This window comes from Nocardioides sp. YIM 152588, from assembly GCF_040191335.1.
Classification (GTDB): domain Bacteria; phylum Actinomycetota; class Actinomycetes; order Propionibacteriales; family Nocardioidaceae; genus Nocardioides.
Map to the genome: position 1 here is coordinate 38,840 of NZ_JBEGDJ010000020.1, position 21,453 is coordinate 60,292.

The window sequence follows — 21,453 nt, forward strand, 5'->3', positions numbered from 1 at the left end:
AGACGGATTCGCTTCAACCAGGAGTTGGGCGCGGTGCTCGAGCTCCTCGGCTGTCTACGTCCTCCATGACCGGACGACCGGCGAGCCCTACGTTGGAGCTGCCTACGGCGATGTCGACATCTGGGATCGGCTCCGCCAGTACTCAGAGACACTGCACGGGGGCACCGTCGGCCTGGCCGCCGTGGTCAGCGCGAAGGGCGTCGAGTAAGCGCGGGGCAACCTCAGAGCCGCGTTGCTGGAGTTCTGGTCGATGCGCACCAAGGACCAGCACGTGCTCGACCGCGAGGCGTACTGGAAGCGCGTCCTGATGTCCCGTGAGCATGGGCTGAACTTCAACTGACGTTCCTCCAGCGCAGCCGCCAACGCCGACTCCTCACCTACCGAGGGGCCGAGGCGCCACCGCCGTACTGCTTGCGGAGAGCGGAGAGACGCGCGCGAAGGGGCGTCCGCTGGACCTTGGCGAGATTCAGGGGCGGATCTAGCTCTGCAAGAACCTCTGTTTCAAGCTCATCGAGCGTGTCGGCGTCAGCGACCGGGACGGGGACGACCCGAAGATGGGCGTGCATCCACCGTGTCAGTTGCTCCTCATCAATGACTGCCTGCCCGTAGGCGTTCGCCAGGATCGAGCCCAGGCTGCGACGGAGCGTGGAGAACTCATGTCGCGTGCCGAGGTGCATGGTCGTAATCCGACCCCAAAGTGTGTTTGATGACGAGGCGCCACTCTTCCTGGTCGCACCAGCCAATCCGGCGTATATGAGCCCGGGCTGGATCTGGTGCCCCAGACCCTCTGTCAGGTCGAGCGCGCCGGGGTCGTCAGCCCACCAGCTGTAGATACCCGGGACGCGCAAACTGGCTTTGCCGGTCGCAACGACCTCGTCCAGCGTCATCGCTTGATCCTGGTCGCGCACCTGCGAGAGGACCGTCGAGGCAGTAGCTGAAGCTGCCACCTCGTGCTCGAGGTACCACGACAGACGCCGCCCGAAGGTCAGTCCCCTCAGCGGATCGAGAACCTCAGCGCCGCGCATGCGCAGTGCCGGCTCGGCGGACTCGACGTAGGTCGACCCGGCGTGCACATCGACGACCACTCCGTCGAGCGGCCCGATCGCTTGCTGCAGCTGCTCAGCCACCTTCTCCCCCCATGAGCGCCGGTAGTCGCGCGGGGTGTCAGGCAGGTAGCGCTCATACGGTTCAAGCCACTCATCCGGGCTCACCAGGCCATGCTCAGCCGACAGGATGAACCACGGCAGACCGCTGGCCTCGGCATAGGCGCGCATCTTCGCGAAGTAGTCCGAGACGTAGAGATCCCTGGCGGGTGCTCCGTGGACAAGCTTGGTCTTCACGCACCCCACGAGGACGACGTCGGCTCGCCGGCGAGGAGCAGAACTGGCGGAAGCCCGTGCCGCCTTCGGGGTCGTGGGTCTGCGTTGACCAGCGGCCCCAGAGGTGGTGCTGCCGCCTCCGATCGCAAAACCGAGCCGCTGCAGCCAGCGGCGGGAGGACTGGGACTGGAAGCGCTGCCGGTCGGACACGCCGGTCGCGAGCGAGATGACCTGCTTCACCGGCCAGCGGATGCCGTCAATCTCCACCCAGTACTCACGGATGTCTTCCGGCGCTTGGTCGACGAGTCGCGACCGCACCAGCTCCGGCGTGAGCTGGAAGCGCTCCCCGTCCAGCGTGAACTCCATGTCTCGTTCTAGCGCACCCCACCGACAGCAGGGGACGGGTGCGTAATCTCGCGGGCGTGCCGGAGCCGCTGGTTTGGATCGTGCTCATCGTCTTCGCGGTGGGCTACTCGCTGCTTTGGCAGTGGTGGCAGGGCCAGCGCCGCCCCTGACCCTAGGTCGCTGCCTGGACCTAGGACCGGCCGCCAAGCCCTTGTTCACGAGCAGGCGCTCGTTCGTCTTCGCACGGAGTGCGTCGCCAGCCATGGTTGATAACGAGTTTCTCAGCCCTGCTCCCGACGCCAGCCGTCAGATCCAGGCCCGTCATCGTGGTTCATCATCCCGCAGGATCACTCTGCGGCTGGATCAGCGCATTGCCGGATGCCCGCGTCAGGGTGTGTCGACTGCTTCGAGCCACTTGTGCGGTACGTCGCTGGTGCGCGCGACGTGCACAGTCACGTCGGCGCGAAGATCCGACCCCTTCACGATCGCCCGAGCAACGGGTACGCGACCCTTGTCGGCGACGAATGAGACGAGGTCGCGAATCTGTTCGCTAGTCACTTTGCTCATCAGTCCGACACGTTCGCCGTCTAGACGGACTTCAACGAGACGTACGGGGTCGCCATTCTTCCGTGCCTCGTCCACCACATGCAGGGTCGCGGCGACGTGGCGCGGGTCCGACCCGAGAGCGAAGGTGCGCAGCACGTCCATATGCTCTTCCTCCCCCGCAATCTGAACTGCGCGCCCCCAAGGGAGGACCGTGTGCGGCTCGTCGGGTAGGTCGTTGAACGGGTAGATGCCGTCGGGTTCGGGCAGACGAACGCTGACGCTGCCGCGAACCCCGCCTTTCTTTCGAGCGCCGGTGTCCTGGTCCCAGTCGTCGCGCCCGATCCAAACCCGCGCAGGCACGTGCAGGTAGGTGCCACGCTCAAGCGCCTCGAGCTTGGGTGCGTACAAGGACGCGACATTTCGAGGGAGATACCCAACGAGGTGCCTACCTTCTACCCAAATGGCGACGGCGTTAGGATCGAACGCGTTGTCTGGGTCGGGCACGATCGCGGCCACGGCTTCGGGGATCTCATAGCCCCAGTCGGGCAGGGTGCGTTGCCCGTACTCCGCGGCGATCGCCTTGAAGGCGTCTTCGTGGAAGGACTCGCCAACGATGTCCTGGTAGACGAGCTTCTCCGTCCAGGGCGGCACGGCCCGGCCGAACGGCCGCTCGTCCCTGGCCACCTTCCCGCGCACTGGTGGCATGCTCGCCGCTGTCGGAGTCTGTCGGTCGGGCATTGGCGCGAACTGGTCGGTCCATGCGGCGCCGTCCCAGTACCGCAACCGACCGTCCCCGGTGGTGTCCGGGTACCACCCTGCGGCGGGATTCATCGCGGCCGAGTTCTCGTCCGGATTGGCCGTCCGGCTGTCGAGCTTCGCTTGGATGCGCTCACTGCGGGTCACGCCCGCCGCGTCGAAAGCGACGCCGGCGAAGTCGATCCCGAGTTCAAGGTTCTTCTGGGCAACGCCTACCAGCCACCGATGCAGGTCGCGGAACCGTTCGGCGTCCTTATGCCTAAACATCACAGTGTCGGGATTCGAGGCTGCCGTGCTTGACGTGAGCGAGAGAGCGTTGGCGCCCCCGAGGCCGAGGGTGATCCACCCGTTGGCCATCCGCGAAGCGTCCTTGAAGGCGACATCCGAGACCGCCTGCAGTGGAATCGAACGCGGCTGGTCCCTGACGAGCCCGCCGGCCTTGGCGACCAACCCGGAATGCGTCAGCGTCATCCGATCGCCATCGATCGAAATCGTCCCGTTGTACCCCTTGAAATCCACCGATCCATCATTGCGTGACTGTCAGCGCGAGGCGAGGAACTTGCAGGAGTACCGCGCGCGAGGACCGGCGGAGGCATTCGCGGATCCGCGAGCGGCGCCGGTGCTGCATACCGCCGCCTATCGGGCTGGGACGCCGCAGGGGCCCGGCAGGCATGCTGAAGAACGTGAGCCGCTCAGCTCGTCGGCCAGACCACTTCGAATCGCTCAAACGCGACCTCGGTGTCGTCAGCCAAGACCAGTCCCAGGGCGCGACACTCTCGCGTGAAGAACCGGGTGTGCGCGTCCAGCCACCAGGACCGCGTTCGGTCTCCCTCGCCCTCATCCCAGGCGAACGCGTCGTCGACCGATGACAACGCTCCCACCCGGACCTCCGTCGTGCGAATGACCGCCAGCGGAGTCCCGTCTCCTCCGAGCACGATGCTCCGATCACCCACCTGGGGCAAGGGTTCGTTCTCCGCCTCGAAGGCTGCCAGCAGTCCCGCGGTCGCGCGCTTCGGTCCATGGACGACAAGTAGGCCGAGCTCGTCGGCCATCTCTGCAGAGTCACCGAACGCGAACGAGCACGCCAGCGGACCGTCGTACCCACTGGCCGCGACGTACGCCGCCCACATATCGTCCACCGCCGGCTGGCCGGTGCGTGCCTCGACCACGGTGCCACCCTAGCCGCGACCGATCCACCTCGCCCCCGGGGCACTTCGCCGCGAAGCGGCAGTGTCAAGCGCCGCGACGAGGGTCCTCGCTGGGCCGCCACTTACCCCGGGCGATCCCGCTCAGGCCCCGGCGGACTGTCGCCCACAGTCAACCGCCTGGCCAACGCGCCCGGGCACCGAAGTCTCGGTATATGCCGGCCAATCAGCCTTAACCGGCGGGTGCCGGACCTTAGCGTCCCCGCCACCATGGACCCCCTGACACGGCCACTCAAACCAGGCGATCCTGAGCACCTCGGCCGGTTCGACGTCTTCGCCCGCTTAGGCGCCGGTGGCATGGGGGTTGCCTATCTCGCCCGAACCGACTCCGGCGAAGCCGTTGTGGTCAAGGCCGTCCAGCTCGACTTCGCTGATGATCCCGAGGCGCGCCGACGATTTCGCTCGGAGGTTCTGGCCACTGCAGCGGTGGAGAGTCCGTTCGTCCCTCAGGTCCTCGCATCCGACCTCACCGCCGAGCGCCAATGGGTCGCCATCGAGTACATCTCAGGACCCACGCTCGCCGAGGTCGTGGCGCGCCAAGGGCCGCTCGCGCCCGCCAGGCAGCTTGCGCTGGGTGCCGTGCTTGCCAGCGGCCTGACAAGCCTGCATGCAAAAGGGGTCATTCACCGAGACCTGAAGCCCGGCAACATCATCTGCACCAACACAGGCCCACGGCTGATCGACTTCGGCGTCGCTACCTGGGCCAACATCCGCGGAGTCACCAGAACGGGCGCACTGGCGCCAGGCTCTCCTGGGTGGATGGCGCCCGAGCAACTCGATCCACTTGCGGAGCCGACGCCAGCCATCGACGTATTCGCATGGGGGTGTGTCTGCTGGTATGCAGCAGCCGCACACTCCCCCTTCGAAGCTGCCACCCCCGACCAGAGTCTCAAGCAACTGAGACAATGGAGCACCGGGCAAGTCGAGATTCCGAACAAGCTCCATCCCGCACTGGCTGATGTCGTGGTCGCTGCCCTTGACGCCGTCCCATCACAGCGCCCAACTGCCGCCGACATCGCCACCCACCTCGGCGGAGCAGGCGATGTGGTGACCGGAGAACTCGTCGCCACCGCCTGGGATCCGATGACCACCGGAGAAGTCGCCGTCCCAACCATCCCGGCCACCTCGTTGGCGGTCGAGCAGGCCGCGATACCCCAGTCGTCGCGGATCAGACGCAGCGTCCTTAAGGTCGTCGCTGCCCTATTTGTCGCCTCGGCTGCAGGAATCATCCTTGCCGTGGGGGCAGCGGACTTCCATGACCCCGCGCAGTCGCAGGCCGCATCGACACCCCAGTCCTCCCCTCAGACCGCGTCAACGACCACCCCAAACAGCGACAGCAACCACCTCACCGCCACGTCCGACGAAACCGACGGCGATTCATCGGCGGCCTCTCGTACAACGGCGCCGGCGAGCAGCGGAGGCCGATCCTCGAATCAGCCGCCGCCCGGATACGGCGGCAATCGGTGGGTCGGCTACGGCGCGGTAAAACTCGGCATGACCCGTGAACAGTTGCTCGACACGGGAGAAGTCGCAAACTTTAGCGGCAGTCCCGATGCCCCTTGCGTACGCTATTCGCTCCGAGCGGGCGGCTACGCCGGATACTCCGTAGCATTGAAACGCGTCGTGTACATCGAGTTCACGGGCAAGATGGCAACGTCCCAAGGCATCCGCATCGGATCGCGCGCCGATGAAGTCTTTACAGCCTATCCCGCCGCGTCGGCCGACCGGATGGGCAACCTCTACCCGCAAGTCGCGCCCGGCGTCTTCTACACAATCGGCGTATATGACGATGTGGTGGAGTTGCTAGTTCTGGAAAGCGATCGCCAAGACTGCGCAATGTGACCGAACGGATCTCGACCTCCCGCCCACTCCTGTCAACGTCGCATAGGGCCGCACGTGCGGAGCCTGGATCGACTCCCGAACTGGGCGCGTCGAACCGCCGCGTGTGACGGCGCCGGGACGGTCCTCCGCCCGGACCTTGCGCCACGCCGCACCACCGACGGTGCTGGCCTGCGGCGTTCCCAGTTGGGGCTCGCCCGTCGGGACACACTCGTTGGGGAACTGAGCTCGGGGTGCGGGTGGACGAACGAACGCCGACGCTTGCGCGTCGGCGGCGAGCCGGGCTGCGTGCAGCGCCGCGCGGGGCACGCTCAGCGCGGGACCGTCCGACGTGCGATTCGTCGGGTGACGTCAAGGTCGGCCGTACATGCAGGCGTTCGAGGCTAGGGCTGCCAGTCCTCGAGCTCGCTGGTCGCGTACGGGCGCCAGAGGATCTCGTAGACTTCATCGCTCTTCTTGCCAGTGTCGTAGTCGAATCCGCCGACGTAGCTGGCGACCCAGCCGTCGACCTCCATCGCGGGAATGGTGTTGACCACGTAGTCGTCGCCGCGCTCGGCAGCGAAGTCCTCCCAGGTGGAGATCGCCTCAGCCTGAGCGATCTCCTCGTTGGTCACCACCGAGGCGAGAAAATCGGAGGTGCCGTGCTCGTAAGCAACGTCAGCAAGGATCGCTTTCACCTCGGCCTTGTAGGCCTTGGTCGAGAAATCGAACTCGGGCTTGGTGACAATCCAGTAGTACGTCAGATTGCCCGCGGCAGGCACCTTCTCCTCGATGACCACCTTATACTGCGGCCCCTTGTAGGAATAGGGATCGGGCTCCGACAGTATCGGCGAGGCCTCCTCGGTGGGCACGCTGCCGGTGACGGGCGAAGGCTCGGCGGCCTTTTGCTCGTCCGCGACCGCTTCGGGCTCCCCGTTCCCATCGCCCCCTGGCAGCGCGACGGCAACCACGATCACCAGCGCTGCGCCCAGTCCACCAATCGCAATAACGAAACGCTTCCGGGTCGCGGGAGCCAGGGCCCGGAACCACGAGAGCAACTTGGCGAAAGCCGACTCCGGCTGCTCCTTCCGAAAGCTCAGCTCGGTCCGAAGCGGTCCTTGGCGCTGCCCAGTGAGCTCCCACCCCTCCCCTGCCAACTCCGCGATCTTCGCCGCCTCTCGGCCCCTGAGGACCTTCACGGACTGATGCATGTACTTGATCGTGCCCGGCGGTGACGGCGGAGGCGGAGGAGGTAGCGACACGGCGGCAAGGTAACAACACGAGTGGCTGGACCCGGAGGAGGGACCCGAATCTCGCCGCGGACTGGATTGAGGCGGTCCGGTGGACGCGTCTGCAGCAGGGATCGGTGACATCTTGACCTGGGCCGGTGCGCCACACTCCGTAGCCGCGCAGCGAGAGGTGCCCAACGCATTGCCGAGGCAATGGACACCCACCGCCGGGCGTCAGGCGCCCGCATCCGCCACACCGTCGTCCGTACCCCCGAGCACCGAGTCGATCGCCTCCCGCGTCCGCTCCTCGGAATCAGGCCACAGGTGCGAGTAGGTGTCCAGCGTCTCCGCCGCGGACGCGTGCCCCAGCCGGGCCTGGACGGTCTTCACCGACTCGCCGTACCGGATCAGTAGCGACGCGTAGTAGTGCCGCAGGGCGTGCATCCCGGTGCCGGTGTGGATGTTCAGCCCGACGGAGCGAGCCGGGCCGCGCCAGACGTGTCCGAACGCCTGCCGCGTGATCGGTTGGCCGCAGAGCGTGAACATCAGCCCGTCCTCGGCGACGTCGTACCGAGGGATGTGGTCGTTCAGTGCAGCGACGACCACCGCGGGCAGCGGGATCGTCCGGTAGCTCGCCCGCGTCTTCAGCGGCCCGAACTCGGTGCCGGCGCGGATGCGCGTCAGCAGTTGGCGGTCGACGACCACGACTGGGTTGGCGCCGAGGAGCCGGAGCCGGTCCCGGGTGAGGCCGAAGATCTCGCCCTGGCGCATCCCGGTGCCGGCGGCGAGCACCACCAGCGAACGGAACTCCGGCGGCACCGCCTCCCGGAGCGCCTCCACCTGCGCTGTTGTGAGCGGCATGACTCGGCGCCGCTCGGCGCGCGGCAGCCGCGTCCCCTCACACGGGTTCGCCACGATCCGTCGGTCCCGAACCGCGGAGCGGAAGATCGTGGAGACGATGCCGTGGGCGACGCCGACCGAGGCCGGCGAGAGTGGCTTGCCCTTGGCCGTGACGGGCTCGGCCGCGAGGCGCTTGACCCAGGCCTGGATCTCCGAGGGCAGGATGCTGGCGATCGGCTTGTCGCCGAAGTACGGGTAGACGTGGCGACGCAGCGTCGTCTCGACGTGGGCCTCGCTCGTCGGGCGGTGGACCTGGGCGGCACGCCAGCCCTCGGCGTACTGGCGGAACAGCATCCGGCCGGCGTTGGGGTCGACGTACTGACCGGTGACGATCGCGGCGGTGGTCTCGTCGAGCCAGCGCTGGGCGCCGACCTTGCGGGTGAAGTGCCGGGAGAACTCCTTGCCGACGGGGTCGCGGTACCGGGTGCGCCACCGGCCGTCCGGGCGCTTCTGGATGCTGGCCATCTCAGCGCGCGATCGGGTCGGTACGGCGGGCCTCGCGGATGTAGCGGCGGACGTCGCCGACGGTGGTCACCAAGCGGCGGCCGATGTGGAAGAACTCCGGTCCCCTGCCGATCTGGCGCCACCAGCGCAGCGTGTTGATCGGGATGCGCAGGATGTCGGCGACCTCGGCGAGGGTGAGCAGCTCTTCGGCGTCGCGCTCGGGGAACGGGACGTGCTTCGGGGTGGTGGTCATGATGCCTCCGTCGAGTGGATGGTTTCCGTTGTGCACCCCGCCGCCCGGCGCCGCCAGTTCGGGACGGTCGTCTGTGGAGAGGTGCGTCGACAGGTAGGTACGCAGGCATCCCCACCGCCGAATAGATTCGATCGGGTATCGTCGATCGCATCGAACGCGGTCGCCTCCTCCTGAACGCGCGCCGGTGGGCCGGGCTGTCCCAGGCCGAGCTGGCGCGGCGAGCCGGTACGTCGCAGTCCACGCTCTCGGCGTACGAGCGCGGCAAGAAGTCACCCTCGCTCGACGTCACCGCCCGGATCCTCGAGGTCCTCGACCTGGAGCTCGGTGTCCGGATGCTCGTCGACTGGCAGCAGCGCCGGTTGGCGTCGGGGCGGACGTACTGGGTGCCGACGCAGCTGTGGCAGGTGCTCCCACCCGACCTGTTCGCCACGATCCGGGTGCCGAGATCCAGCGCACCGGACGGGTACGTCGAGTGGGACCTGCGCGACCGCGACGACCGGCGGCGCTGCTACGAGTCGCTGATCGTCTCGACTATCCCGCACATGATGGTGCGGTGGCTCGACGGCGGCTTCCTCGTCGACCTGTGGGACGAGTTGGATCTCCCGGCCGAGCTGCGGCGGGCGTGGGAGCCGGCCGTGGAGCGGTACGGCGCCAGCACGATCACCGACGTGATGGCGGTGGCGGAGGCGCCGGAGACGGCGGCGTACGGGTCCGGCGCGACCGTGCGGTCGTATGCGCCGTTGGAGAGCGACCAGGGATGAGCCAGAAGTCCGCTGCTTCAGATCTGCGACCTGGCTATCGTCGACGCATGTCCTTGCTGGACCGCATCTCCATCGATCCCGAGGTCGTCCACGGACGCCCGGCGATCCGCGGAACCCGGATGCGGGTGACCGACGTCCTGTCGCTGCTCGCGACCGGCGCCGACGAGGCCGAGATCCTCGAGGACTACCCGTACCTGACCGCTGAGGACATCCGAGCCTGCCTGGCGTACGCGGCGACCCGCGACGGTCACCGCTCGACCGGCGTCGACGGACTGGCATAAACTGCCATCGGAGGTGGTCGTCATGGCAACACGCAACGTCGTGCTCACCGAGCGCCAGGAAGAGCTGATCGCGGCGCTCGTGGCCGCCGGCAAGTACCAGAACGCCAGCGAGGTGCTTCGCGAAGGCCTGCGCCTCCTCGAGCGCGAGGAACGGGCCTTCGAGACCCGACTGCAGGCGTTCCGCGACGCCGCCCAGAAGGGCTGGGACGACGTCGAGGCCGGCCGCTACACCGATCTCGACGACGCCAGCCTGGACGATCACATCGCTCGACTCAGCGATGCCGCGGCGCACGCCGCCGAACAGCGTTGACGAGCACCTTCCGGCTCAGCCACGCCGCCGAGCAGGACATCGTCGAGATCCTCCGCAGATCGCAGGAGGAGTTCGGGGACGACGCCCGCCAGCGCTACGCCGCCTTGCTCGTCGCGGCCATCCGGCACGCCGCTGAGCACCGCGACGGTGTCGGATTCCGAGCCCGACCCGAACTCGGACCCGACGTCGTGACGTGGCACCTCGCTCAGAGCGCCCACCGCGCACGAGGCGGCGCTGTCCGCCGGCCCCGGCACCTACTGGTCTGCCGCTGGACCCAAGCCGGACTCGTCGTCGGCCGGGTTCTCCATGAATCGATGGATCCGCTCCGACACCTGGACGAGACGGCCGACTGGCGCTGAGAATCGGGCGACCGCCAACGGTCGACCATGCGTCAGAAGCCGATGCTCTGCCCCGCCCTCGGGGAGCGACCGTCGCGCGACGCGGGGAGTCGTGGACGGTCGAACGGGTCTGGGACCGGCCGCTTCGGGACGTTCGAGCCGTAGCGCTCCATCGCTTCTCCCGCCCGGCGCGCGGCGTGAGCCGGCCCAAGATCGGCGCGGTCGCGTCCGAAGACCTCTACCCACTGGCGGCGTGCGTCGTCAACGCTGTCGGCGACCAGGTGCGCGACGTTGCGGTCGCGGCCGCGAGTCATCCCGACGTACGTCGACGCGGCGCCGGACGGCTCGCCGACCAGGACGTGCGCGGTCGGGACGGTGCTGCCCTGGGCGCCGTGGGCGGTGGTGGCGTAGGCGAGCTCGACGTGCTCGCGAACATACGCCGCCGGCAGCTCACGCCGGCCGCGCTCCCCCTCGATGGCCAGTGCGCCCCGGTCGCAGTCCACGACCGTCCAGGCCTCCCGGTTCGCGACGTCGGCGGCCGCGTCGTTGCGACGGGTCGCGATCCGGTCCCCGACACCGATCCGCTCCCCCGCCGCAGTCACCAGGTCGTCGCTGGCTTCGCCGGTGCGGACCCGGCACTCGTGGACGAGCGCGTTGATCTGGGCGACCTGTTCGCGAGTGTCGGCGACGACCAGGCTGCCGCCCATCGCCTCCCGAGCGAGCGCGACTGCGCACGCGATCGGGTCGGCGTGGGTGACGATCTCGCCGCGAGCGTGAAGCCGGTCGAAGGTCGCGGCGTCGTCCTCGCCCCGGCGCATCTGCAGCGATAGCTCTGCGTAGGCGGGGTCGGCGAACCGGTGGACGCCGTCGAGCGCGAGCGTGGGCGCGTACCGGGCGGCCAGGTCCAGCACTCCCCCGCGGCCCACCGCCGGGAGTTGGTGACGGTCGCCGACCAGCGCGAGACGGGCACCGGCTTCGTCGGCCACCTCGAGCAGCGCGCGGGCGGAGTCCTGGTCAAGCATCCCGGCCTCGTCGACCACCAGCAGGTCACCTGGGCGCAGGCGTCCTTCGGGTCCGGGCTGGGCGTCGAGGCGGTGCCAGTGTCCGGTGTCGTCCCAGCGGTACCCGTGCTGACGGAGCAGCCAGGCCACCGGGTGCGCGGCGGCGCCGGTGTCAGCAGCCGCGACGGCGGACGCCTTCCGTGTCGGGGTCACGACCACCATCCGTCGATCACGCTCGACCGTCGACCCCCTGGTCAGTAATGCCGCCCGGGCGGCCGTCAGAGTGGCGGTCTTTCCGGCGCCGGCCGCGCCCTCGATCACCAACAGCCGAAAGGTCCCGGCGAGGTGGGCGGCGGCGCGGCGCTGGTCGTCGTCGAGTCCGAGCGCCAGTCGCGACTCGATCCGTGCCGTGGCTGCACGGCGGGCCGCGTCGGTGTCGGCGCGGCCGCAGATCCGCTGGACCAGGTCGTGCTCGACCCCGACCACGCGCGGCGAGCTGAGTGCCCGGATGTGCTCGGGTACGTCGTCGCGGTCCATCAGCCGTGTCGAGCTGGAGACGGTGACCGCGGTCAGCAGCTCGGCCAGCTCCCGACGTGCAGGCGCCTCGACGACCACCCCCGCAGCGGCGACCAGCCTCTCGACCTCGCCGCGCACGTCCGCCTCGTTCCAGGCCGAACGGCGCGCGCCGAGTCGCTCGAGGACCTCGGCCGCGACAACGTTCGGCTCCAGGCTGGCGAACTTCGTGGCCGCGACCGGTGCCGGTCCCCTCGGCGCGCGGAAGCCGAGGTCTCGCAGCTCCTCGACCCACCGAGTGGCCAGGTCGGCGCCGGAGGTCGGGACCACCTTGTCCGGCCGCGCATCCGACCACGCACGCCGGTCCCAGGTCCGGCGCAGCGTCGGGCCGGGCTCCTCGCCGGGATGGTCGGCCCGCCACTCGGCCTCGTACCGGTCGACGTTGGAGACGATCTGCCGCGCGCGGGCGCTGAACGCGCCGGCGTACGGCGCCAGCTCGGCGACCTCGCCCGACTCGGGGTCGAGGTGGTAGCCGTACGCCGCAAGCGCCGCGCGGAACTCGGGATCGGTCATGACGGCGGCGTGGCCGATCCCGTTGATCGCCTCGAGGCTGTCGCGGATCCCGACGGTGTGAATGCCTCGCCACCGGCCCTGGGCGAAGACCCGAGCGTTGACCTGCAGGTGAAGGTGTCGGTGGGGATCACCGGCGCGGGAGGTGTAGTGCCGCACGACCGCGGCCTCGATCTGCTCCACCGGCACCTGTACCTGTCGGCCGCGGGGACCGACCCTGGTGGTGGCGTGCTGCGCGATCCAGGCAATGATCTGCCGCGCCGCCCGGTCCTGGGCGGCGTCGTGCGCGGCGGCGATCTCCGGGTGCAGCGCGGCCGCGAGCGACCATGTCTTCGGACCGTTGACGGTGACCTCGACGAACCTCACCGCCTGGTCGTCGGTGCGCAGCCGTCCCTTCGCGGCGCCGGTCTCCAGGTCGTACCCGGCGACCCAATGCTCGTACTCGTCGCCGTCCATCGAGGGCGCCCGGCCCACGCCCTCCGGTGTCGCGACGAACCTCTCGGCCAGCCCACTGCCCTCGGCCAGGTAGTAGTCGTCGGCCCGCGACCGGTCCGACTCGACATAGTGGCGCGCGGCCGCGGCGCTGCCGCGATAGATCTTCAGCCCGCCATGCACCCCGAGACACCCCCTCAACAACCGTCGACAACCACGAAATAGCAGGTCAGATGCGGTTCGACGTACCCCTGACCTCACCTACGTTCGTAGCATGCGTGCCGCTTGCTGGGGAGGTCGTAGAGCGTGGGAGCGGACGGTGATTCCTGGGCCATTAATGGCTGGTGATGGCGGCGTGGGGATCCGTGGCTATGCCCGATGGCATCGGGGGTTCCCTATCTCAGGCGTCGTCTCGCTGGGCCCACCTGCCGAGGAAAGGGCTACCGCAGCATGAACGGCCACTGCCGCCTGTCATTGGGCGGCGCCCGCACCACCGAAGTCCGCGCCAGGCCGTGGACGACTCAAGGCAATCGGTACCCGGTCCCCCGCGACTTGGCTGGCTCATGAATGTTGGGGCTGGTCACGGGCTCACCTGGCCGCACCCGCCGAGGTGCCTCACAAGGAGAGCAGGGACGTTGTGCCCTACACCCTGACCCGCCGAGGCTGAAACATGTCAGCCACCCGCTCAGAGGAGGCGCCCAGATGAGTCTCGCGCGCCGCCGGCGCCCCCGATCAGAAGTCGTGGCGACCGTGGCCGGCGGTCTGGCTGGCGTACTGATGTTGGCGGCTCCTGCCGCGACGACTCCCACTGCCCTCAAAGCCGGCTCCGATGCTCCGGTGTCACGTCTGTCCGAGCAGACCGCAGACTCCCCCATCATGCTCGCCTTCACCCGCGTAGACGTCCCCAAGGTGGTCCTCCTGCACGCGGACGGATCCCTTACCGACCTCCCCGTGGCGGCTGGGTCGTGCGCCAACCCGAACTACGAGCCCCAGTGGTTCCCCAACCGGAAGCAGCTGATCTACCTCACCAACGGGTGCGGCACCGGGTGGGACGTCGCCGTCACCCGACTCGATGCAACCCGCACCGTCGATCTGACTCCCGAGGACAACAACCAACTGGGGGGCGTCGTCTCCCCCGACGGCAGCCAGATCGTGTTCATGAAGGAGGAAGACGTCCGGCACACCCATCTGTGGTCGATGCGCACAGATGGCACCGACCAGCGGCAGTTGACGTTCGGCCCCGCCAGCGAGCGCTATCCCAGCTTCTCGCCTGACGGGCGCTGGCTGGCGATGGGCAGGTGGGTCGGCGGCGGCTGCCAGGTGTGGCTGATGGCCACGGATGGCACCCGACTGCACCGCGTGACGTCGGGGAAGGCCAAGAACTGCGTGACCAGCGACGAGGGGGCCGCAGGCCCCGAATGGTCCCCCACCGGGCGTCGGATCGCGTTCGAAAGCCGGCGAAGCGGGAGGTGGCAGATCCACCTGCTCAACCCGATCACCAAGCGGGTCAGGCAGGTCACCGACCTGCCCGGGCAGAACTTGTCGCCAACCTGGCTCGGCGGCGGGCGAAGGATCGCTTTCGAACGCTGGCAAGCTGGTGGGCAGCCGCACCTGTACTCCATCCGACTCGATGGCACCGGCGTCCACAGACTCACCACCGTGCCGTCGGGGCAGCCCGCAGCGTGGCGACGCACGCAGTGCCGCGGTCGCCCTGGCACTGTGTTCGGCGACGGGGCGTCGAACGTCCTCCGCGGAACGCACGGTGATGACGTCATCGTCGCCGGCAGTGGTGATGACCGTGTCGCGAGCGGAGCGGGCGATGACCTCGTCTGCGGTGGCGGTGGCGAGGACAGAATCATCACGGGGACCGGCGCTGACTCAGCATTCGGCGAGGCCGGTACCGACTGGCTCAGTGGCGGCCCCGGCTCCGATCTGCTCGTCGGGGGCCCCGGGCGGGACTGGCTCCGCGGCGGACCGGGTGCCGACCACCTCGAAGACTAAGAGCTACCAACTGCGCCCGCCGTCAATATCGGCGGGCGCGCAGGGCTCCCCTCGACGAAGGCGCACTTCGGCCTTCGAAGCCGGCCCTGTGGCCATGTGGCCACGTGGCCACCTAGCCATCCTTGCGAGTAGCCGCGGTGATCTGGACTGCGGATGGAGCGTTCCGGGGGCGGCCCCAGCGAGGTCGGGGAACTACCGCTCCAGCGGCTGCGGGGTCCTGAACAGCACCAGGATGGCACCCTCTCGGCGCATGCCAGGTTCGACATGTCCGGACGGCGGCGATCCGGGCCTCGCTGGACAGCGCCGGCATATGCACAAGCGCCGGAGCATCCTCATCCGCGCCTTCGACCGGGCGATCTTCCATGAAGCCATCAATGGCATTCCGGCCACGGCCGCGCCGTCGGTCAGGGTGCCGCGAGCGCAGAAGATGCCGGTCCCCGCCCAGGAACTCGTCGCCGTGCCTGCAGCCGCCGGCGAGTGGGCGAACGCCGAGGAGCGCAACGCCCCGATGAGTGCGGACCAACCCGACATCGTCGAGCGCTCGTGTCGACCGAAGACGGATCGATGAGCTGCTGGTGCCGGAATACAGTGCGGCCACCGAGCGGCTCGCGAACGAGCTGATCCCCCACGCGATGCTGGCGCGCCGCCGGTACGTCGACCTTGCTCCAGTGAGCGCGCGCAAGTTCGGGGCGGGTTGACGAGCCAGACGCGATGATCACACCGTGCGAATCGGAACATGGAACCTCGCCGGCCGCTGGAGCGAGCAGCACCGACAGTTCCTGGACGACCTCGACTGCGAGGTCCTCCTGCTGACCGAGGTCTCCGACCGCGTCGACCTCACCGACAGGCACGGCCACGTCACCGACCTCCTGATGGCCCGCCGGCGCCATTGGGCCGGCATCTGGACGGCCCGCGCGCACGATCCGCTGCCTGACCCGCACGGGGCCTCGGCGATGGTCGAGTACGACGACCTCCGGCTCTGCTCGTCGATCCTCCCCTGGCGCGCCTGCGGATCGCGCGAGCCCTGGGTCGGTGCGACCACCTTCGAACGCACGGTTGAGGCAGTCGACGCCATCGCGAAGCACTCCCCTACCGTCTGGGGCGGCGATTGGAACCACGCCCTGGTTGGCACCGAGCACGCCGGCTCCAAGGCCGGGCGCGGCAGGATCATCGAGGCCCTCGACGACCTCAAGCTCCGCGCCCCCACTGCCGATGCCCAGCACCAGATCGAAGGGCTGTCGTCGATCGACCACATCGCCGTACCGTCCACCTGGGAGACGAAGGTCGAGCACCACTCGGCGCTCCTCGACGAGGGCCGGCTCTCCGACCACAACGCGTACGTCGTCGAGGTCCTCAGCCGCTGACCCGGCGCCGATTTCAGTCCGCACACAGTCCGCACGCAGACCACGAACACCCATGAAAGCCGGCGCCACCGAATCACATATTCGCAGGTCAAAGCACATTCGCCCGAGACCACCCGAGCCGAAACGAGGCGCTTGACCCGGCCCGGCTTACAGGCCAGCCCGTCCCTTCAGCACTCGGCTGTGAAGACGTCGTTGACCCCGCACCGCGGTTCTCCTAGGTTGCCGATCGCTCCCGCCTCGGTGCATCCGAGCACCTCGAGAGCCCCGGCTGCCGACATCGTCGTCGTGCCCCATCGGGGAAGTGGGATTCAGAAAGGCCGACAGATGCCATCCCATGCGAATCAGCGCGAGAAGCTCGACGCCGCGTGGCAGAGGGTGGGATCCCTCTACGCGGTGACGTCGATCCCGTACCTCGTCGCCTACGTCCTCCTGAGCCTCGCCCTCTCGTCCTCGCTGGAGCTGTCCGACAGCTTGTTCATCGTCGTTCTCACGGTGCTGGTGCTTGGCGGGTCGATCGCCGACTGGCGTCGTGTGAGACCCACGCCGACAGTCCGCAGAGGCATCGTCGCGGCGTCAGCCGTCCTGGGCCTCCTGGTCGCCGGGGCCGCTTCGCTGGGCGCCTAGGCTCGATCCGCTGAGACCGCCCTTGCCGCGCCCGCAGCTCATGCGCGACGCTCGGCCTGATCAGACCACGAGCGGCGGGCCGGCGCGCACCGCCGCCACGCTGGCCGAACGACGCGCTGAGGGGTCCGGTGCCGGAGGACAGGGTGGCCGAGGACAAGATGGCGAAGGACGGGGCGTCCGAGCAGAGGCGGCGCTGGTGGCGCCCCCACTTCACGCTGGGCGACGTGGGCCGCGCGGCGATGGGCCTGGTCGGCGGCACGATCGGCGTCATGGTCGCCTCGTGGATCGTGCCGGGGTTCAGCATCGGCGAGTGGTGGCGGGCGTTCAGCGTCGCGCTCAACGTCGCGATCTGGGGGTTCCTGCTCCGGCCGGTGCTCGTGCGGCTCGCTGTCTACCTCGGCTGGGTGGGCTCGGCCCTCGCCGGGATCTTCGGGCAGGCGTTCATCATCTGGCTCGCGGTGCTCGGCGAGACCGGCATGGACGACAGCCTGCTCGGGGCGCTGGTGGCCTCGTGGATCATCGCCACCGTCGGCCTCGCCTTCGCCTGGATCGCCACCGCCGGCACCGAGGACGCGGTCACCGCGAAGATGCTGCGGCGGGCGCGGCGCAGGCCCGTGACGATCCCCGACCCCGACGTACCCGGGATCCTGTTCGTCCAGATGGACGGCGTGCCCTACCCCGTCCTGGAGTGGCACGTGCGGGCCGGGACGCTGCCCACGCTCTCGCGCTGGATCCGGTCCGGCGAGTACCGGATGGCCGAGTGGCGGCCCAAGCTCCCCGCCACCACCCCGGCCAGCCAGATGGGGATCCTGCACGGCACCATCGAGGGCATCCCCGCCTTCCGCTGGGTCGACCGCGCCGAGGGCAAGGTGTACGTCGCCAACAAGCCCGCCGACGCCGCGCTGATCGAGGAGCGGCACTCCGACGGGCTCGGCCTGCTGGCCGACGACGGCGTGTCGGTGAGCAACCTGTTCACGGGCGACGCGCCGACGGCGTACGTCACGATGAGCGCGGTGCAGCGCACCCAGGAGACGAAGGAGACGCGGGCGGCGCTCGCCAGCTTCCTGGCCAGCCCCAACGGCCTGGCCCGAAGCATCCCGCTGATGATCGGCGAGGTGGTGCGCGAGATCTTCCAGTCCCGCCGGGCCATCCGGCGCGACATCCAGCCGCGCGTGCACCGCGGCCGGGGCTTCGTGGCCGAGCGCGCCGCCCTGGCGGGGGTGCTGCGCGACCTCAACACCTCGCTGGTGGCCGATGCGATGCTGAAGGGCCGCCGGTCGATCTACGTCGACTACGTGGACTACGACGGGATCGCCCACCACGTCGGCATGGTCCGCCCCGAGGCGGTCGCGGCGCTCTCCGCGATCGACGCGATCCTCGGCCGGCTGGAGCAGGTCGCGAAGGTCGCGCCGCGCCAGTACCACCTCGTCGTCCTGTCCGACCACGGCCAGTCGCAGGGCGCCACCTTCGCCGACCGGTACGGCGAGGACCTGGCCTCGGTCGTCAGCCGGCTGGCGCAGGCCTCGGCCATGGGCACCGACCGCAACTCCGAGGGTGCGGGCTCGGTGCAGTCGGTGCTGGCCTCCTCCGGCAGCGAGGACTCGGTGCTCGGGCGCGCGCTGGCCCGGACGTCGCAGCGGATGTCGGACATGACGTTCGCCCCGACGGACGACGCGCACGCGGCCGAGGCCGCCGGCCGAGCGGACGGCGGCGAGGAGGCCGAGTTCCTGGTGTTCGGGTCGGGCAACCTCGGCCTGGTCTACGTCGCCGGCGAGGACCACCGGCTCACCCTGCAGGAGCTCACCGACCGGTTCCCGGCGCTCGTGCCGGGACTCGCGACCCACCCCGGGGTCGGCTTCGTCGTGGTCGACACCGCCGACCACGGCCCCGTCGCGTTCGGCGCCGGTGGGGAGCACCGGGTGCGCGACGGGGTCGTCGTCGGCGAGGACCCGCTGGCGCCGTTCGGCCCGGAGGCCCCGGAGTTCGTGCTCCGCGCCGCGAGCATGCCGGAGACCCCGGACCTGTACGTCAACAGCTTCGTCGACGAACTCGGTGAGGTGGCCGCGTTCGAAGGCCTGGTCGGCTGCCACGGCGGGCTCGGCGGCTGGCAGGACCGGGCGATGCTGGTGCACCCGATCGGCCTGCCGGCACCCGAGCAGATGATCGTCGGCGCCGACGAGCTCCACCGGGTCCTGGTCGGGTGGCTGGAGGACCTCGGTCAGCGCACCGAGCTGCGCGCCCGCACCTCGCACTCCGCTCCCCCGGAATGACACCCCCGGAATGACACCGGCCCCGCCGGAGCGCCGCGAGGGGCGTCCGGTGGGGCCGGTGCGCGGATCAGCCGCGGATCAGCGGCGGACCAGCCGGGCCAGGGCGCCCGCGCCGGCCCCCGCGAGCAGGACCATCAGGCCCGCGCCGATCAGCGGGAGCGACGAGGTGCCCCCGGTCTGCGCCGCGGCGGCCGTCACCGCCTGGTCGGCGGAGTAGCTGTCCCCACCGGTGGCCGGCAGCGACGGCGGGAGGTTCATGGCCTCCTCGGCGCCCTCGACGTCCGTCGTCTCGTCGGTCTCGTCGGTCTCGACGGTGTCGTCGGACTCGACGGTGTCCTCGGACTCATCTGCCCCGTCGGACTCGGAGGTGTCGCCCTCCGGCGCACTCTCGTCGTCCCCGTCGGTCGCGTCGTCCGAGGCGCCCGGCTCCGAGCCGTCCGACCCCGGGGTCGTCGTCTCCTCGTCCGGGCCGCCGTCCGCCTCGCCGGTGGTCACCGAGGCGTCCAGGGTGAAGGTCACCGTGGTCTCGTTGCCGAGCGCGTCATAGGCGACGAGGGTGTTCTCGCCGGCCAGGGCGCCCCAGAAGTTGCCGTCGATGAGGTCGTTGACGTCGGACCATCGGTTCACCGTGAGGGGGTAGTCCACGCCGTTGATCCGGACGCCGGCGACGCCGCTGCCCAGCTCGAGGTCGTCGAGGGAGAACGAACGGGCCGCGGCGGACGAGCCCTCCTTCTCCGTGATGGCCGGCCCGGTGGTGTCGAGCACGAAGGTCACGGTGGTGACGTTGCCCGCCACGTCGTAGACCTCCATCGTGTTGGTGCCCTCGACCGCGCCGAACACCCCTGGACGGATGTCGTTGACGTCCGACCACTTGTTGTCGGTCAGGTCCTTGGTCACCCCGTTGATGACGACCTTGTCGACCTTGTTCGCGTCGAACAGCTTGAACGACTTGGCCTGCGCCACCGCTCCCTCGGTGCCCTTGTCGGTCACCGTCGGGCCCTCGTTGTCCAGCGTGAAGGTCACGGTGGTGACGTTGCCCGCCACGTCGTAGACCTCCATCGTGTTGGTGCCCTCGACCGCGCCGAACACCCCGGGACGGATGTCGTTGACGTCCGACCACTTGTTGTCGGTCAGGTCCTTGGTCACCCCGTTGATGACGACCTTGTCGACCTTGTTGACGTCGAACAGCTTGAACGACTTGGCCTGCGCCACCGCGCCCTCGGTGCCCTTGTCGGTCACCGTCGGGGCGGTGCCGTCGACGACGAAGGTGAAGTTCCCGGTGGTGGCGATGTTGCCGGCGGCGTCCTTGGAGTTGTAGCGCAGCGTGTAGGTGCCGTCGGCGAAGGTCACCGGGACCTCGAGGGCGTCACCCGCCGCCTGGAAGGACTTGAACAGCGCGCCGTCCTGGTAGACGTTGCCGACGGTCCGCACGACGCGGTCGTTGTCGGTCGAGGTCAGCCGGAAGGCGTAGCCGGGCCGGACCAGCGCCGAGCCGTTGGTCAGCGTCGTGACCGGCTTCTCGAAGTCGCACACGTAGGACTCCGGGGCGTCGGTCACGGTGCGGGTGTCGACGACCTGCGGCCAGCCCGTCGGGGTGTACCGCACCCACGCCGCCTGCGCCGGGTCCGTGGTGCCGCCGACCTTGCCGTTGTAGTAGACGGTGCTCACGGAGGCGGGCACGTGGTCGGGGTTGGCGACCTCGATGGTCGGCTCGCCCTGGGCCGGGACCGCGACGGTCTCCTCCCAGGCGGCCTTGACCTCGCGCTCCTCGGTCCGGACGTTGCCGGTCGGCGTCCACTCCGAGTGCTCGTCGGGGGCGTTCTCGACCTTGAACCAGTGCACGATCGTGGTGCCGGGGGTCGTCTTGGTGAACTCGCGCTCGACCACCACGGTCGCGTACTCGGCGGGGTGCTGGACCACCTCGGTGGTCGCGGGCACGTAGTCCGGGTTGTCGACGATCTTCGTCGGTGACCCGACGGCCGGGACGGTGACGGTCTTCGAGTACTGCGACTCGGTGTGGGTCACCGCGGGGACGACCTCGATCAGCTGCACCGAGTCGGCGGTGCAGGTCTGGTCGGCGGCGGCGGCCGGGAGGGCCGGCGCGACCAGGGCGACGGAGGTCAGGCTGGTGCTCAGGACCGCGGATGCGGCCAGGCTCTTCTTCACTTGTGGT

19 protein-coding genes and 1 pseudogene are annotated in these 21,453 nt (G+C 69.3%); 12 read left to right on the forward strand and 8 right to left on the reverse strand.

What is annotated here, in order from left to right:
* Positions 1–377: 377 nt before the first annotated feature.
* The 3 genes from ABLM29_RS11675 to ABLM29_RS11685 all read right to left on the reverse strand — a co-directional run bounded on the left by ABLM29_RS11675 (position 378) and on the right by ABLM29_RS11685 (position 4,135).
* Complete coding sequence (locus ABLM29_RS11675; protein ID WP_349714279.1) at positions 378–1,685, reverse strand: DUF6884 domain-containing protein; 1,308 nt, start codon at positions 1,683–1,685, stop codon at positions 378–380.
* 366 nt (positions 1,686–2,051) lie between these two features.
* Positions 2,052–3,485, reverse strand: coding sequence for a DUF2510 domain-containing protein (locus ABLM29_RS11680; RefSeq protein ID WP_349714280.1), 1,434 nt, complete (start codon positions 3,483–3,485; stop codon positions 2,052–2,054).
* 173 nt (positions 3,486–3,658) lie between these two features.
* On the reverse strand, positions 3,659–4,135 hold the full coding sequence (locus ABLM29_RS11685) for an ASCH domain-containing protein (protein ID WP_349714281.1): 477 nt from the start codon (positions 4,133–4,135) through the stop codon (positions 3,659–3,661).
* Positions 4,136–4,381: 246 nt separating this feature from the next.
* On the opposite strand from ABLM29_RS11685, the gene ABLM29_RS11690 reads away from it, so the two are divergent.
* Positions 4,382–6,013 (forward strand): protein kinase domain-containing protein, encoded by a 1,632-nt coding sequence (locus ABLM29_RS11690; RefSeq protein ID WP_349714282.1) that lies wholly within the window; start codon positions 4,382–4,384, stop codon positions 6,011–6,013.
* Positions 6,014–6,393: 380 nt separating this feature from the next.
* Here the strand turns inward: ABLM29_RS11690 and ABLM29_RS11695 are convergent, their stop codons facing one another.
* The 3 genes from ABLM29_RS11695 to ABLM29_RS11705 all read right to left on the reverse strand — a co-directional run bounded on the left by ABLM29_RS11695 (position 6,394) and on the right by ABLM29_RS11705 (position 8,815).
* A complete protein-coding gene (locus ABLM29_RS11695; protein WP_349714283.1) occupies positions 6,394–7,200 on the reverse strand; it encodes a hypothetical protein in 807 nt (268 codons plus the stop codon).
* A gap of 252 nt (positions 7,201–7,452) precedes the next feature.
* Positions 7,453–8,583 carry a tyrosine-type recombinase/integrase gene (locus tag ABLM29_RS11700; protein WP_349714284.1) on the reverse strand — a complete coding sequence of 377 codons (1,131 nt, stop codon included), beginning with the start codon at positions 8,581–8,583 and terminating at the stop codon, positions 7,453–7,455.
* Between the two features lies 1 nt (position 8,584).
* Positions 8,585–8,815: a helix-turn-helix domain-containing protein gene (locus tag ABLM29_RS11705; RefSeq protein WP_349714285.1), complete on the reverse strand. Its 231-nt coding sequence runs from the start codon at positions 8,813–8,815 to the stop codon at positions 8,585–8,587.
* 170 nt (positions 8,816–8,985) lie between these two features.
* Here ABLM29_RS11705 and ABLM29_RS11710 point away from each other — a divergent pair.
* The 5 genes and pseudogenes from ABLM29_RS11710 to ABLM29_RS11730 all read left to right on the forward strand — a co-directional run.
* Positions 8,986–9,129 (forward strand): annotated as a pseudogene (locus ABLM29_RS11710) (helix-turn-helix transcriptional regulator); the annotation flags it as partial.
* Positions 9,130–9,147: 18 nt separating this feature from the next.
* A complete protein-coding gene (locus ABLM29_RS11715) occupies positions 9,148–9,576 on the forward strand; it encodes a hypothetical protein (RefSeq protein ID WP_349714286.1) in 429 nt (142 codons plus the stop codon).
* 47 nt (positions 9,577–9,623) lie between these two features.
* The gene (locus ABLM29_RS11720; protein ID WP_349714287.1) at positions 9,624–9,857 is read left to right on the forward strand and encodes a DUF433 domain-containing protein; all 234 of its coding nucleotides are present in this window, start codon (positions 9,624–9,626) and stop codon (positions 9,855–9,857) included.
* Between the two features lie 22 nt (positions 9,858–9,879).
* Complete coding sequence (locus ABLM29_RS11725) at positions 9,880–10,167, forward strand: type II toxin-antitoxin system ParD family antitoxin (RefSeq protein WP_349714288.1); 288 nt, start codon at positions 9,880–9,882, stop codon at positions 10,165–10,167.
* The gene (locus ABLM29_RS11730; protein ID WP_349714289.1) at positions 10,164–10,526 is read left to right on the forward strand and encodes a type II toxin-antitoxin system RelE/ParE family toxin; all 363 of its coding nucleotides are present in this window, start codon (positions 10,164–10,166) and stop codon (positions 10,524–10,526) included. The genes ABLM29_RS11725 and ABLM29_RS11730 overlap by 4 nt, the downstream gene beginning before the upstream one ends.
* Positions 10,527–10,558: 32 nt before the next feature.
* On the opposite strand, the gene mobF is transcribed toward ABLM29_RS11730, so the two are convergent.
* Positions 10,559–13,204, reverse strand: coding sequence for a MobF family relaxase (gene mobF, locus ABLM29_RS11735; RefSeq protein ID WP_349714290.1), 2,646 nt, complete (start codon positions 13,202–13,204; stop codon positions 10,559–10,561).
* 693 nt (positions 13,205–13,897) lie between these two features.
* On the opposite strand from mobF, the gene ABLM29_RS11740 reads away from it, so the two are divergent.
* The 6 genes from ABLM29_RS11740 (at position 13,898) to ABLM29_RS11765 (ending at position 19,280) form a co-directional block, all read left to right on the forward strand.
* Positions 13,898–15,022 (forward strand): hypothetical protein, encoded by a 1,125-nt coding sequence (locus ABLM29_RS11740; protein ID WP_349714291.1) that lies wholly within the window; start codon positions 13,898–13,900, stop codon positions 15,020–15,022.
* Positions 15,023–15,332: 310 nt separating this feature from the next.
* The gene (locus tag ABLM29_RS11745; protein ID WP_349714292.1) at positions 15,333–15,590 is read left to right on the forward strand and encodes a hypothetical protein; all 258 of its coding nucleotides are present in this window, start codon (positions 15,333–15,335) and stop codon (positions 15,588–15,590) included.
* Between the two features lie 7 nt (positions 15,591–15,597).
* On the forward strand, positions 15,598–15,720 hold the full coding sequence (locus tag ABLM29_RS11750; RefSeq protein WP_349714293.1) for a hypothetical protein: 123 nt from the start codon (positions 15,598–15,600) through the stop codon (positions 15,718–15,720).
* Between the two features lie 24 nt (positions 15,721–15,744).
* The gene (locus tag ABLM29_RS11755) at positions 15,745–16,386 is read left to right on the forward strand and encodes a hypothetical protein (protein WP_349714294.1); all 642 of its coding nucleotides are present in this window, start codon (positions 15,745–15,747) and stop codon (positions 16,384–16,386) included.
* A 324-nt stretch (positions 16,387–16,710) separates the two neighbouring features.
* On the forward strand, positions 16,711–17,010 hold the full coding sequence (locus ABLM29_RS11760) for a hypothetical protein (protein WP_349714295.1): 300 nt from the start codon (positions 16,711–16,713) through the stop codon (positions 17,008–17,010).
* Positions 17,011–17,138: 128 nt separating this feature from the next.
* On the forward strand, positions 17,139–19,280 hold the full coding sequence (locus ABLM29_RS11765) for a phage holin family protein (RefSeq protein ID WP_349714296.1): 2,142 nt from the start codon (positions 17,139–17,141) through the stop codon (positions 19,278–19,280).
* A gap of 78 nt (positions 19,281–19,358) precedes the next feature.
* Here the strand turns inward: ABLM29_RS11765 and ABLM29_RS11770 are convergent, their stop codons facing one another.
* A complete protein-coding gene (locus ABLM29_RS11770) occupies positions 19,359–21,446 on the reverse strand; it encodes an ICP22 family protein (RefSeq protein WP_349714297.1) in 2,088 nt (695 codons plus the stop codon).
* Positions 21,447–21,453 lie beyond the last annotated feature (7 nt).